The sequence below is a fragment of the Rhizobium sp. Leaf321 genome (assembly GCF_001423215.1).
Taxonomy (GTDB): domain Bacteria; phylum Pseudomonadota; class Alphaproteobacteria; order Rhizobiales; family Rhizobiaceae; genus Neorhizobium; species Neorhizobium soli.
The window spans coordinates 79672-93284 of sequence record NZ_LMOF01000006.1; the positions used below are offsets into that span (position 1 = coordinate 79672).

Below are 13613 nucleotides of genomic sequence, written 5' to 3' on the forward strand. Positions count from 1 at the left end.
TCACACCGGCGATTGCAAGACCGCCGCAAGACTCGTCGCATTCGCTCCGGTCCGTGATGGGGTTGGTGACGGCAGATCTCCATCATCAGGCATTTTAGGACATGACGCGGGTGGAATTTGTGGTCTTCAGGTCTATAACCCTTTGGTGACAGTGCCATGATGGGAGGAAGAGACTTGCCCGATCGGATTTCGACGCTGGCGCCGTTTCGGCTGCCGACGTTCCGAATGATCTGGATTGCCAGCATCGCGTCGAATTTCGGTGGGTTGATCCAGGCCGTCGGTGCCGCCTGGATGATGACGGCGATCGCCAGTTCGCAGGACATGGTGGCGCTGGTGCAGGCGTCCAACGCGTTGCCGATCATGCTGTTTTCGCTTGTCGCCGGGGCATTGGCCGACAATTACAATCGCCGAAGCCTAATGCTGACGGCGCAGGTCTTCATGCTGACCGTGTCGATTGCGCTGACGGTGTTTGCCTATCTCGGCCTGCTGACGCCGTGGCTTCTTTTGATGTTCACCTTCCTGATTGGCTGCGGCACGGCGCTCAATAACCCGTCCTGGCAGGCCTCGGTCGGCGATATCGTACCACGCGAAATCCTGCCGACCGCAGTGACGCTGAACAGCGTCGGCTTCAACATCACCCGCAGCGTCGGCCCGGCGATCGGCGGCGCGATCGTCGCAGCAGCAGGGGCTGCCGCCGCCTTCGCGGTCAACGCGATGAGCTATTTCGCCATCATCTACGCACTGGTTCGCTGGAAACCGCAGCGTGCCGACGATTCGCTTCCGCGTGAAACTTTGCTGCGGGCGCTGTCTGCCGGCCTTGGCTACGTCGCGATGTCGCCGAACATTCTGAATGTGCTGCTGCGCGGCCTGCTGTTCGGTCTGACCGCAAGCGCTATTCTGGCCCTTCTGCCGATCGTCGCCCGCGATCTCGTGTCCGGTGGCCCGTTCACCTACGGCATCATGCTGGGCGCTTTTGGCATCGGCGCCGTCGCCGGTGCCATTGCCAATGCGAGGCTCAGGGAAAAGTTCTCGAGCGAATGGATCGTCCGGTTCGCGTTCCTCGGCTTTGCCGCAAGTTCCGCCGTGATCGGCGCAAGCACGAACACGACACTGACGGTGATTGCGCTCTTGTTCCCAGGCGCCTGCTGGGTTCTCGCGCTATCGCTGTTCAACACCACCGTCCAGCTCTCCACCCCGCGCTGGGTCGTGGGGCGGGCCCTGTCCTTCTACCAGACGGCAACCTTCGGCGGCATTGCTGCGGGCAGCTGGATGTGGGGTCTACTTTCCGAAAACTTTGGCGCATCGGTTGCACTGTCCATCGCGAGCTTGGCCATGCTCGTCGGCGCTCTCGTCGGATGGCGCATGCCGCTGCCACAGTTCGGCGATGTCAATCTCGATCCGCTCAACCGCTTCAACGCGCCGCTTCTGAGCCTCGCGCTGCAGCCACGCAGCGGGCCGATCGTACTGCAGATCGACTACCTGATCGGCGAGGCGGACATCCCCGAATTCCTGACCCTGATGGCACGCCGCAGACGGGTGCGGATCCGCGACGGTGCAAGGCAGTGGGCCTTGATGCGCGATCTCGAACATCCCGACGTCTGGACGGAGACCTATCATACCGCCACCTGGGCAGATTACGTGCGCCACAATCAGCGGCGCATGCAGATGGATGCGGAAATCTGGGACGCGATCCGCAAGCTGCATCAAGGCGATGAGGAACCGAAGGTTCATCGCATGATCGAGCGTCAGACGATCCCGCCGCCCTCCGACATCATGCACAAGCCGCATATCGACCTTCACCACTAAGGCGAAGGCTGTGGTCCGTTACTTGAGCCGGGTTTTCAGCGACGCATCCGGATAGCAGGTCGGCGAAAGACCATTCTTGGCCTGCCAGTCGCCAAGCGCCCGGCGGGTTTTGAAACCCGGCAGACCGTCCACGTTGCCGACATCGTAACCCTTCGCCACCAGCGCCTTTTGCATGGCAAGCACGTCGGAGCGAAGCATCTTGCCGACGTCACCCCATGAGCCCTCGAAGGCGCCGGCACCATGGGCGATACGATCAGCAAGATTGCCGATGAACAGCGCATAGAGGTCGGAGTTATTGTATTCCTTCAGCACGTAGAAATTTGGCGTGACGACGAACTCCGGTCCGTTGCGGCCGGCAGGTACCAGCATCATGCCGGATGCCTTGAGATCGGCGGAAGGAAAAGGCTTGCCCGACACCCGGGTGATCCCGGTCGCCGCCCAGGCGGAGATCGGCTTGGCCAGATCCGGGCCTTCCTGGGCGCAGGAAACCTTGGCAGGAATGGAAACCTCGAAACCCCAGTCACGCCCGCGCTGCCAGCCTTCCTTCTGAAGATAGTGGGCTATGGACGCGAGCGAGTCGGGCACGGAATTCCAGATGTCCGGATGCCCGTCCTTGTCGAAATCGACGGCGTATTTCAGGTAGCTGGTCGGCATGAATTGCGGCTGGCCGAGAGCGCCCGCCCACGAACCCTTCATCGTCGCCGCATCCACGTCGCCGCGCTCGATCATCGTCAGCGCCGCAATCAACTCCTCACGGAACATCGGCTTGCGTGTGGACATGAAGGCCTTGGTCGCGAGAACCTCGAGTGCCGAATAGGGAAGCCGTGCCTTGCCGAAACCGGACTCGCGACCCCAGATGGCGACCACGATCTCACCGGGAACGCCGTAGGCGGCCTCGATCCGCTTCAGCGTCGCGGCATGTGTCGACGCAAGGCCGCGACCCGTTGCCGCCAGTCCTTGCAGCCGCTTTTCGGAGAAATAGGCGCCGGGGGAAGAGAACTCCGCCTGGCTCTGATCCTGGCTTTTCGGCGGCTTTGACCCCGGCGGCACCAGATCAGGAATGCTCCAGTTGAGCGAGATCCCGTTAAAGGCGGTTTTCAGTGTCCGCTCGGAAATGCCGGCTTTGCGGGCTTCCGGCCCAAGATCGCTGGCGATCCATCGCTGGAACTGCTTTTCCACATCGGGCTTGTTCTGCGCCATGACGGGTAGGGGAAGCAGACAGAGGATGGCTCCAAAGGCGATGAGTGTCTTGCGCATGATATCTCCTCAGATCGCCGTTCGTGCCCGAAGTGCCGCCGTCAGCGTGCCTTCGTCGAGATAGTCCAGCTCGCCGCCGACAGGAACGCCATGCGCCAATCGGGTGATCTTCACATCGATGCCGGTGAGCTGGTCGGTTATATAGTGTGCTGTGGTTTGTCCCTCGACCGTGGCGTTGACGGCGATGATGATTTCCTTGACCACGCCTTCGCTCACCCGGTCGATCAGGCCGCGAATGTTGAGATCATCGGGTCCGATGCCATCCAGCGGCGACAGCGTGCCGCCGAGCACATGATAGGCCGCGTTCATTGCGCCCGCGCGCTCCAGAGCCCAAAGATCGGACACATCTTCGCAGACGATCAGTGTGGACTGGTCGCGTCTGATATCGGTGCAGACCGTGCATGGATCAGACGTATCGACATTGCCGCAGCGCGAGCAGATCTTCACCTTGTCATAGGCCTCGCCCATCGCGTTCGACAGCGGACCGAGCAGCTGGTCCTTCTTCTTGATGAGATGCAATGCCGCCCGGCGGGCCGAACGGGGGCCGAGACCCGGTACTTTCGCCAGAAGCTGGATGAGTTTTTCGATTTCGGGGCCGGTGACTCGCTTTGCCATGGTTCTCCTTTAACCCATATGCAGGGGAAACGGAATCGACGAAGGACCAGCCGAATGAAACTTCTTAGCCTCTGCCTTGGTCATCCGGAAAAGCTTCAGGGCAAGAGCTACAAGACCGGCATCAACAAGATGCCGATGAGAAATCCGGTCATGATCGACGTGGAAGGCCTGGTCGGCGATGCCGTCTGCAATACGAAATATCATGGTGGCCCTGAGCAGGCGATCCTGCTCGAAGGCAGCCTGACGCTGGATTGGTGGCGGTCGCAACTCGGCCGTGATTTGCCGGATGGCACGTTTGGCGAAAACCTCGTGATCGAAGGGCTCGACAACCGCGACGTGGCCGCCGGCGATTGTTTCCGCATCGGTGCCGAACTTGTGCTGCAGGCGACATCCGCCCGCACGCCCTGCGCGACGCTCGCCGCCAAGATGGGCGATCCGACCTTCGTCAAAGCCTACAGGAGTGCGGCACGCCCCGGCATCTACTGTCGGGTGCTGACGCCAGGATTCGCCTCAGCGGGCGATGTCGTTGAGTTCAGCGCGTACCAGGGAACGAGGGTTTCCATCCCGGAACTGCTAACCAAATTCGGCAAGTGTCTGGGAGATGACGACCGGCAGCGGTTTCTATCCGCACCCATCCACGCCGATATGCGAGAGGCGATCGAAGCCGGAAAACCCGCCAAGTTCTAGCGAATAGGCGGGTCTTGCCGGCAGGCGGTTCCTATGCGGAGCGCCGGTCTCGTCTTAGAACGGCAGCTTCATGCCGGGCGGGATCGGCAGACCGGCGGTCAGTTCCTTGGTCTTTTCAGCAGTGATCTCTTCAGCCCGGTCCTTGGCCAGCTTGTGGGCTGCAATGATCAGGTCTTCGAGGATCTCGGATTCGTCTTCCTTGAACAGGGACGGATCGATCTTCAGACCCAGCATGTCGCCCTTGCCGTTCATCCGGATCGTCACGAGGCCGCCACCGGCCGTGCCTTCGACTTCGAGAGCGGCGATATCCGCCTGCATCTTCTCCATCTTGGCCTGCATTTCCTTGACCTTGCCCATCATGCCCATGATGTCGCGCATCGGGATCTCCTCTTCCTGATTTTTAAAGTTCGATGTCGTCGCCCGGCAGGATATCGCCCTCGGCGCTTTCCACCACGGCTGGCGGCGGCAATTCGTCTGCGTCGATTTCGTCCTCGCTCACGCGGATCCGGACGTCGGTGATCTTTGCGCCGGGAAACTGCGACAGGATCGCCGCGACATCCGGGTCGGAGCGCGCGTCGGTCAGCCGCGCCTCGCGCGCCGTACCCTCTGCCTCGACCAGTGTCGGCGAACCGTCTTCCTTGCTGAGGGAGACGATCCAGTGGATGCCGGTCCATTCCTTCAGCTTGACGCCGAGTTCGCCGGGCAGCGTCGTTGGTCCGCCGTCGGTCAGGCGCATGTCGAGCCGGCCCGGCTCGATCTTCACCAGCCGCACGAAATTGCGCACGAGCGCCTTCAGCTTCGCGTCACGGTTCTTGGAGCAGAGATCGACGATGTCGGCCAGCGAGCGCACCGCAACGCTGGGCTCGGGCTTCTCCTCGACACGGCCGACCGGCATCTCGCGCGGGTTGTCGTTCGGCACGGCTTTCAGCATCGCGGTCGGTCCGCCTGACGGCATCCGCTGCGATTGCATATCGATCCCGCGGGCATTAAGCGGAGGCTGGGATGACGGCATCTGGCCTGCGCCATTGCCGCCGCCGTTCCCATTGGGCGCGCCGCGCTGGCCATCGCCACCGGAAAGGTCGGCAAGCCGGCGCGCCGCGTCTTCCGGCGAGGGAAGGTGGGCGGCATGAGTGAGGCGGATCAGCACCATTTCGGCGGCACCGGCGGGGCGGGAAGAGTTCTCCGCTTCCGGAATGCCCTTGAGCAGCATCTGCCAGATCCGCGACAGGGTGCTGACGGCGATCGTCTCGGAAAATTCGCGACCGCGCACACGCTCCACTTCGCTCAGCGAAGGATCGTCCGCCGCTTCCGGGATATATTTGAAGCGTGTGACGAGATGGGTGAAGTCTGCAAGGTCGGTCAGAACCACGACAGGGTTGGCGCCGGCCTCGTATTGGGCGGTGAATTCGGAAAGGGCAGCCGTCACGTCGCCCTGCACGATCTGTTCGAACAGATCGACGATGCGGGCGCGGTCGGCAAGACCCAGCATGCCGCGCACGGTATCAGCCACCACATGGCCTGCGCCATGGGCAATCGCCTGGTCGAGAAGGGAAAGTCCGTCGCGAGCCGAACCTTCGGCCGCGCGCGCGATCATCGACAACGCCTCGGTCTCGGCCGGTATGCCTTCCTTTTCAAGGATGGTCGTGAACAGGCCGACGAGATCGGCAGCACTGATCCGGCGGAGGTCGAACCGCTGGCAGCGCGACAGGACAGTGATCGGCACCTTGCGGATTTCCGTCGTCGCGAAGATGAACTTCACATGCTCCGGCGGCTCTTCGAGCGTCTTCAGCAGGCCGTTGAAAGCCTGCGTGGAGAGCATGTGCACTTCGTCGATGATGTAGACTTTGTAGCGCGCCGAGACAGGCCGATAGCGCACCTGCTCGATGATCTCTCTGATATCGTCGATGCCGGTGTGCGAGGCTGCGTCCATCTCGATGACATCGACATGCCGACCTTCCATGATCGCCTGGCAGTGTTCGCCGGGGATACGCAGATCGATCGTCGGGCGGTCGATCTCGGCGGTCTTGTAATTGAGCGCACGCGCCAGAATGCGGGCAGTCGTCGTCTTGCCGACACCGCGCACACCGGTCAGCATATAGGCCTGGGCGATGCGGCCGGTCTCGAAGGCGTTGGTGAGTGTTCTCACCATCGGCTCCTGGCCGACCATCAGGTCGGAAAAATCCTTGGGACGGTATTTGCGGGCGAGAACCCGGTAGCCACTGCCGGAAGGCGTCGGCGCAGTCGGGTTGCTGGAATATGTCGGCCCGTCGTCGCTCATGAAAATCCTGCCAGCCTGTACGGGCCATTCCGGCCGTCAGAGACTGAGCGCGCCGGATGCTGACCAAGATGAGAGGGTGGGAGGCTGGCACGGCGACCCGTGCCTGGCTCGTTAGGGCTGCTTCCTTCCGGACCTGACCCGGTTGGCGAGTGGCTCGTCCACCACCAACCTCCCACCGCTCATATCGTCAATAACGCTTTCAAATGCAAGCCAAGCCTGTAAAAAACTACGACCAGATAAAAACATTAGGAGGAATGCTTGAGCGAGTTCGAACTGGACGGGCGCATTGCGCGGGACTCCGATCTCATCGCCACCCTCGATCTCTGCCAGCTGCGGATCCAGAATGACAGCCGCTGGCCGTGGCTTGTCATGGTGCCGCAGCGGGCCGACATGACCGAGATCTTCGAGCTTTCAGAAGCGGATCAGGCGCACCTGGCGGCCGAGGTCAATCAGGTTGCGGCAGCGTTGAAAGAGATAACGGGCGCGACCAAGATTAATGTCGGTGCGCTTGGCAACATCGTCCGGCAGCTCCATGTTCATGTGATTGCCCGCTTCGAAGGCGATGCGAACTGGCCGGGCCCGATCTGGGGCTACGGATCCGCAGAACCGTATGATGGCGAAAAGAGGCAGGCCCTGATGAACAGACTGATGGAAAAGCTTTCCCGATGAGCAGCATATTCGATACCGATACACCCCATCCCGACCCCAGCAGCCTCACGGCGTTCTCCGGCAACAAGCTCGACCGGCAGGCGGAAAACCGGGAGGACGACTGCATCGAGAAGGCGCTGTCCGTCGATGGCACCCATATCCTCGCCTTCTCCGGCAGCCGGGTCATTCTGAAGCACGACGGCCAGATCCTCGATCCGCTGTTTGCGGCTTACGAGCTGGCGGAGCTGAAGCCGGATTTCGACCGGGCCGTGCTGCTCGGCCATCACCAGAACGGCGAGCCGCGCGTCGCCGTCCCGGTCACGATCGCCGATGAAGAGCTTGCAAGCCATTACAAGCCGACCGAGGCGCGAGCTCTTTTCCGTGAAGGCCTGCTCGATGACGAGCTTCAGGGCGAGGTCGCCCAGGCCGTGTCCTTGCTCAACTGGAATGCCGCCAATATCTTCTGCGGCAAATGCGGCTCGCCCACCGAAATGAACATCGGCGGCTACAAGCGCGTCTGCACCAAGTGTCAGCACATGATGTTTCCTCGCACCGACCCCGTCGTCATCATGATGACGATCGATGAGGAAAACGACCGCTGCCTTTTGGGACGCAGCCATCATTTCCAGGAGGGTATGTATTCCTGCCTGGCTGGCTTCGTCGAACCCGGCGAAACGATCGAACAGGCCGTGAGACGTGAAACCGTCGAGGAATCGGCGATCGAGATCGGACGCGTGCGCTATCACGCATCGCAGCCCTGGCCGATGCCGCATTCGCTGATGATCGGCTGTTTCGCCGAGGCGACGTCGACGGAGATCACCATCGATGCCCACGAAATGTCTGACGTTCGCTGGTTTTCGCGCGCCGAGGTTCAGGCGATGCTGGAAGCCGGTCCGGATGACAAGCCGTTTGGTCCCGCCAAGGGAGCGATTGCCTATCGGCTGATGCGCGATTGGATCGACTGGAAGCGCTGAAGGCAGCGCTTCCGACCGTCAGCTTTTCTGTAGTGCGCCGCGCATCGGATGACCCTTGTAGGTGCCGAGAATGCGGACTTTTTCGGAAAAGAACCGCAGCTCCTCGAGCGCGCGGCGCACAGGGGCATCGTCCGGATGCCCCTCGATATCCGCATAGAACTGCGTCGCCACGAACTTGCCGCCCAGTTGATAGCTTTCGAGCTTGGTCATGTTGATGCCGTTGGTGGCAAATCCACCCATCGCCTTGTAGAGCGCAGCCGGTATGTTGCGCACGTTGAACACGAAGGTGGTGACGATCACGTCATCCGCCTCGTTGCGCTGTACCCACTTCTCGTCGCGCGACAGAACCACGAAACGGGTGACGTTGTTTTCCGTGTCCTCGACATTTTCGGCGAGAATATCGAGCCCGTAGAGGCTGGCCGCAAGCCGTGGCGCAAGGGCCGCCATCGAGCGGTCGCCCTTTTCGGAAACGAGTTTCGCAGCGCCCGCCGTGTCGCCGGCAACGACGGCCTTCCAGCCATTGGCGCGGATGATCTTGCGGCACTGGCCAAGCGCGTGGATATGGCTGTGGACGGTGCGGATTTCTTCGCGCTCCACACCCGGCAACACCATCAGCTGGAACCGGATCGGCATGAAATATTCGCCGACGATATGCAGACGCGATTCCGGCAGCAGGTAGTGAATGTCGGCCACACGTCCGGCGATGGTGTTTTCGATCGGAATCATTGCGAGATCCGAATCACCGTTCTCCAGCGCCTGGAACGCATCCTCGAAGGTCGGGCAGGGCAGGGGTTCCATATCCGGAAACATGTCCCTGGACGCCATATCGGAATTGGCGCCGAATTCGCCCTGGAAGGAAATGCGGTTGGTCGAGGCATTCATGAGGCTGATCCGTTACAAACCGCGGGAGGATAAGATGGCGCGCGCCTTTTCAAGGTCGGCCGGCGTGTCGACACCCAGCGGCACCGACGCGACGATTTCGGCATCGATGCGCATGCCGGCTTCGAGCGCCCGCAATTGCTCAAGCGATTCGCGCTTTTCCAGCACCGAAGGGCCGAGCGCCACGAATTTCTCGAGCGCAGTGCGGCGATAGGCATAAAGCCCGATATGATGGTAAAGTGGTCCGTTGCCGTAAGGAGCTGTGGCGCGGGTAAAATAGAGCGCCTTCAGCCGCCCGTCCGAAAGAGGCGAACCGACGATCTTGACCACATTTGGATTGGTCTTCTCGTGCTCGTCGGTGATTTCGACGGTCAGCGTGGCGATATCCGTCTGCGGGCTGTCCAGCAGCGGTTTGAGCGAGGCGCGCACGACGTCGGCTTCCACGGTCGGCAGGTCGCCCTGCACGTTGATGACGTATTCCACCTTGCCATCAGGGTCTGCCTTGGTCAGCGCTTCAAAGATCCGATCGGAACCCGATTGGTGGTCTTCGCGGGTCATGACTACCTCGAAGCCTGCAGCTTTCACCACATCGAAAATGTCCTGATGGTCCACGGCAACGACGATGCGACCGACATTGGCCTCCTCGGCGCGCTTTGCGACCTGCACGATCATGGGCAGCCCGGCGATGTCTGCGAGCGGCTTGCCGGGAAGGCGCGTCGACGCCATTCGTGCTGGAATGAGGACGAGCGTCCGGTCGAAAGCCGTGTAAGTCATCGTAAAACCTTCCAATCCAGCCTGTGCAGTGGCAAAAAGTCTCAAGCAGAACGAGCGTATCGTGTTGCAAGGCCTCTGCAAAAGACATAGCTTCCAAACAAATTCAAGGTGCCTGCTTTGGGACGGCGGGCCGGTGAGGAGAATTTGCTGATGAATCCCTATGTAAACATGTCGGTAGGCGCATTGCTTGCCACGGTTTTCGTGATGATGTCCGTATCGATCGCGTCGGAGGGGATTTTCCACTCGCCGTCGCCTGAGAAGGAAGGATTTGCAATCGCCGCGCTGGAAGAGCCAGCCGGCGGCGAAGCGGCTGCCGGTGGCGGTGCCGCGGAAGTTGTCCCTGTTGGTCAGCTGATGGCAGGTGCCGATGCCGCTGCCGGCGCAACGGTATTCAAGAAGTGTCAGAGCTGTCACTCCATTGAAAAGGGAGGCCCCAACAAGGTGGGTCCCGATCTATGGGGTGTTGTAAACCGTCCGATCGCCAGCCATGAGGGCTTTTCCTACTCTGCTGCCATGAAGGATTTCTCCAAGGGCGGCGCGGAGACCTGGACGTTCGATCACCTCAACCACTTCCTCGTTGCGCCCAAGGCCTACGTGAAGGGGACAGCGATGGGCTTTGCCGGATTGAAGAACGACAAGGAACGCGGCAACCTGCTTGCTTATATCCGCGAACAGTCTGATAGCCCTGCGCCACTGCCTGAACCCGGCGCTGCACCCGCTCCCGCCCCGACGAACTGATCCCACCCGGCGGCAGACATTCCAATCACGACAGCAGCCAACCCCAGAAGCTTACGGTGATAAGGCCGAACGCTGTCGTGATGCTGATGGTCGAGGCCGCAAGGCTTTGCCCGGACCGGAACCGCTGGGCAATCAGCCAGGCATTGATGCCCGTTGGAACAGAAGAGGTCAAAACCAGAGCGGCCGCCCAGTCCCGCGGCAGCCCGATCGCATGGCTTGTGGCGAACACGATCGCCGGCATCAGGGTAAGCTTCAGGACTGCAACGGCCGTGGCGAGATTGATATCGCCACGGATCGGATAACGGGTCAGCGCCATGCCGATTGAAATCAGCGCCACCGGCCCGGCTGAGGCGGCGATCTGGTTGACGACAGGCAGCACGGACGTGGGGATCGAGAAGCCCAGAAGATTGAACGGTATCCCGATCGCGATCGCGATCACGAGCGGATTGCGGACCAGGTTGCTGGCGACCTGCCGCAGAACCACGGAAAGCGTGCGCTTCTGTGTGCCGTCGACCCGCGCAGTTGCCCCCTCCATCAGGATCGAGCCGGCGATCATCATGATCGGCAGATGGATGGCGAGCAGGATCGAGACGGCAAGAAGCCCTTCCTTGCCGACCATGTGATCGATCAACGGCAGGCCGATGAAGATGTTGTTGGCAAACGCACTCGACATGCCCGCGATGACGCCGACCTTGGCATCCCTTGCGAAGAACCGCGTGGCCATCAGATGCCCGGTCGTCCATGTGACGGCAACGGCAATGAAATAGGCGCTCCACAGCCCGAAGGGAGAGACGCCGCCAAAATGGGCGTCCGCAACCGTCCGGAAGATCAGCATCGGAACCGCGATCTTGAAGACGTATTCCCCCAGCGCGTCACCGGTTTCGGCCTTCAAAAGCCCGGTTTTGGCGGCGAGCCAGCCCATCAGGATCAGGATGAAGACGGGCAGCACATTGGCGAAGACTGACGACACGGAGGCGGCTTTCGGAGGAGACTGTTATCTGCGTCTAGCGCAGATCTGGCTGAACGACAAATGCGTCGGGCGCAAACCCGTTGCAGGCGAAAGCCGAAAACAGAAAAGCGGGGCTTGATCCCCGCTTCCTTCCCCGGTCGAGCCAGGGGTGTCCAAACGCTTCGTCGCCAGTTCATCCGTGGTCGACATCAGCAATCGGATGATCGTTATCTAGCGGCTCACCATGACGGGAGAATGACAGCTGCGGATTTTTGGAGCCTTAGTGCCGACAGCGTTTTTTGCTTCCCATCACGGCTAAAGGCGAATACCCGTTCTCTCATCCATTCATTCGAAAGAGGATCAGAGCCGGATGCCGAAATTCGACGTGCTAACCATCGGCAATGCCATCGTGGACATCCTCGCGCGCTGCGACGATCAGTTCCTCGGCGACAACGCGATCATTAAGGGTGCGATGAACCTGATCAATGCCGAGCGCGCCGAACTTCTCTACTCGAAGATGGGTCCTGCGGTCGAAGCCTCAGGCGGTTCCGCCGGCAACACAGCGGCAGGCGTTGCCAGTCTCGGCGGCAGGGCTGCCTACTTCGGCAAGGTCGCCAACGATCAGCTTGGCACCATTTTCCAGCATGATATCCGTGCCCAGGGTGTCCACTACGAAACAAAGCCTGACGGTGTTCATCCCCCGACCGCCCGCTCGATGATTTTCGTGACGCCGGATGGCGAGCGCTCGATGAACACCTATCTCGGCGCCTGCGTCGAACTCGGTCCTGAACATGTCGAGGAAGACGTGGTGGCCGAATCGAAGGTGACCTATTTCGAAGGTTACCTGTGGGATCCGCCGCGCGCCAAGGATGCTATCCGCGAAGCAGCCCGCATCGCCCATGCGCATGGTCGTGAAGTCTCGATGACGCTGTCGGATCCGTTCTGCGTCGGCCGCTACCGTGAGGAATTCCTGGAGCTGATGAAATCCGGCACCGTGGATATCGTCTTTGCCAACAAGCAGGAACTTCTGTCGCTCTACGAGACGGACGATTTCGAGCTCGCCCTCGGCAAGATCGCTCACGATTGCAAGCTGGCGGCCATCACGTTGAGCGAGGAAGGTGCGGTTCTCGTGCGTGGCAAGGAGCGGATCGCGATCCCGGCCTATGCCATCGAGGAACTCGTCGATACGACCGGAGCCGGCGATCTGTTCGCCGCCGGCTTTCTCTACGGCTATACCGCAGATCGTTCGCTTGAGGATTGCGGCAAGCTCGGCTGCCTCGTCGCGGCCATCGTCATTCAGCAGATCGGGCCGCGGCCGATGGTCTCGCTCGCGCAGGCGGCGAAGGAAAGAGGCCTTATTTAAAGGCCTCTCCCGGGTAAGCGCCCCAGATTTCCGCCTGGGCGATCCAGCCCTCTGCACCATTCGCTTCTGCATGGCACCAGTCGCCATTGCATTCGCTGATCTTGATCATCACGCCGGGCTCGAGCTTTGCAGTGAGGCCCGCGGATTGCTGCGGCTCGTTGCGCATGTTGACATAGATGTCCTTGCCCTTGCCGCGCATCCACGGCGCTGCAACGGCAGTGCGCTCGCCCGATAGCAGGGCCTGGTTGACCCAGCCCTCCGTGCCCTCGGCATCGCGAACACGGCGCCAGTTGTCGTATTCCTGGATGATTTCCATCGGGGTTCCCGACTTCATGTACATCCATGACACCGCATAATCCGTGCTCGGACCGATGCGGATGTTCACTTTTCTCGATTTCAGGCTGACGAAACGGGGAAGCGGCAGGCCGCTTGCGCCCTTGGCAACGCCCTGTGCAAGTGCGCCGTCGGCGCCGGAAAGGCAGGTGAGGAGCCCGATCGAGGCTGCAAGGAAGGATGTAAAGAATGTTCTGCGCATGAATCTCATTCCGGCTGAAATTCCACAAGCGTTCCTGTCCATGCGAGGTTTTGTTTGTCTTCGCCGACGGGTCTGTTAAGAAAACGCCCTGGATGCCTCAGACTATTGCG

14 protein-coding genes and 1 other RNA gene are annotated in these 13613 nt (G+C 61.0%); 6 read left to right on the forward strand and 9 right to left on the reverse strand.

Going from position 1 to position 13613, the window contains the following annotated elements; translation table 11 throughout:
• The first annotated feature begins 156 nt into the window (after positions 1-156).
• Positions 157-1806, forward strand: a complete 1650-nt coding sequence (locus ASF70_RS06755; RefSeq protein WP_062578583.1) for an MFS transporter — start codon at positions 157-159, stop codon at positions 1804-1806.
• Positions 1807-1824: 18 nt separating this feature from the next.
• Here ASF70_RS06755 and ASF70_RS06760 read toward each other — a convergent pair whose 3' ends face one another.
• Both ASF70_RS06760 and recR read right to left on the reverse strand, forming a co-directional pair.
• Positions 1825-3006 carry a lytic murein transglycosylase gene (locus ASF70_RS06760; protein ID WP_244474018.1) on the reverse strand — a complete coding sequence of 394 codons (1182 nt, stop codon included), beginning with the start codon at positions 3004-3006 and terminating at the stop codon, positions 1825-1827.
• A gap of 66 nt (positions 3007-3072) precedes the next feature.
• A complete protein-coding gene (gene recR, locus ASF70_RS06765; protein WP_062578585.1) occupies positions 3073-3678 on the reverse strand; it encodes a recombination mediator RecR in 606 nt (201 codons plus the stop codon).
• 54 nt (positions 3679-3732) lie between these two features.
• On the opposite strand from recR, the gene ASF70_RS06770 reads away from it, so the two are divergent.
• Entirely contained in the window at positions 3733-4365 is a 633-nt protein-coding gene (locus ASF70_RS06770) for an MOSC domain-containing protein (RefSeq protein WP_062578587.1), read from the forward strand.
• Between the two features lie 54 nt (positions 4366-4419).
• Here ASF70_RS06770 and ASF70_RS06775 read toward each other — a convergent pair whose 3' ends face one another.
• From ASF70_RS06775 to ffs, 3 genes are all read right to left on the reverse strand, one after another.
• Positions 4420-4743, reverse strand: a complete 324-nt coding sequence (locus ASF70_RS06775) for a YbaB/EbfC family nucleoid-associated protein (RefSeq protein WP_062454196.1) — start codon at positions 4741-4743, stop codon at positions 4420-4422.
• Positions 4744-4765: 22 nt separating this feature from the next.
• A complete protein-coding gene (locus tag ASF70_RS06780; protein WP_062578588.1) occupies positions 4766-6643 on the reverse strand; it encodes a DNA polymerase III subunit gamma/tau in 1878 nt (625 codons plus the stop codon).
• Between the two features lie 76 nt (positions 6644-6719).
• Positions 6720-6816: signal recognition particle sRNA small type (ffs, locus tag ASF70_RS06785), an RNA gene on the reverse strand.
• A 100-nt stretch (positions 6817-6916) separates the two neighbouring features.
• Between ffs and ASF70_RS06790 the strand changes: the two genes are divergently transcribed.
• Positions 6917-7312: an HIT family protein gene (locus tag ASF70_RS06790; protein WP_244474019.1), complete on the forward strand. Its 396-nt coding sequence runs from the start codon at positions 6917-6919 to the stop codon at positions 7310-7312.
• A complete protein-coding gene (nudC, locus tag ASF70_RS06795; RefSeq protein ID WP_062578591.1) occupies positions 7309-8265 on the forward strand; it encodes an NAD(+) diphosphatase in 957 nt (318 codons plus the stop codon). Before ASF70_RS06790 ends, nudC begins: the two co-directional genes overlap by 4 nt.
• Positions 8266-8283: 18 nt before the next feature.
• On the opposite strand, the gene ASF70_RS06800 is transcribed toward nudC, so the two are convergent.
• Positions 8284-9147: a prephenate dehydratase gene (locus ASF70_RS06800; RefSeq protein WP_062578593.1), complete on the reverse strand. Its 864-nt coding sequence runs from the start codon at positions 9145-9147 to the stop codon at positions 8284-8286.
• Between the two features lie 12 nt (positions 9148-9159).
• Positions 9160-9918, reverse strand: coding sequence for a 3-deoxy-manno-octulosonate cytidylyltransferase (locus tag ASF70_RS06805; protein WP_062578595.1), 759 nt, complete (start codon positions 9916-9918; stop codon positions 9160-9162).
• A gap of 150 nt (positions 9919-10068) precedes the next feature.
• Between ASF70_RS06805 and ASF70_RS06810 the strand changes: the two genes are divergently transcribed.
• Positions 10069-10656: a cytochrome c family protein gene (locus ASF70_RS06810; RefSeq protein WP_062454190.1), complete on the forward strand. Its 588-nt coding sequence runs from the start codon at positions 10069-10071 to the stop codon at positions 10654-10656.
• Between the two features lie 25 nt (positions 10657-10681).
• On the opposite strand, the gene ASF70_RS06815 is transcribed toward ASF70_RS06810, so the two are convergent.
• A complete protein-coding gene (locus tag ASF70_RS06815) occupies positions 10682-11626 on the reverse strand; it encodes an AEC family transporter (protein ID WP_062454189.1) in 945 nt (314 codons plus the stop codon).
• Positions 11627-11975: 349 nt separating this feature from the next.
• On the opposite strand from ASF70_RS06815, the gene ASF70_RS06820 reads away from it, so the two are divergent.
• Positions 11976-12968: an adenosine kinase gene (locus ASF70_RS06820; RefSeq protein WP_062578597.1), complete on the forward strand. Its 993-nt coding sequence runs from the start codon at positions 11976-11978 to the stop codon at positions 12966-12968.
• On the opposite strand, the gene ASF70_RS06825 is transcribed toward ASF70_RS06820, so the two are convergent.
• A complete protein-coding gene (locus ASF70_RS06825) occupies positions 12961-13503 on the reverse strand; it encodes an SH3 domain-containing protein (RefSeq protein WP_062454187.1) in 543 nt (180 codons plus the stop codon). The genes ASF70_RS06820 and ASF70_RS06825 overlap by 8 nt on opposite strands.
• Between the last annotated feature and the right edge of the window lie 110 nt (positions 13504-13613).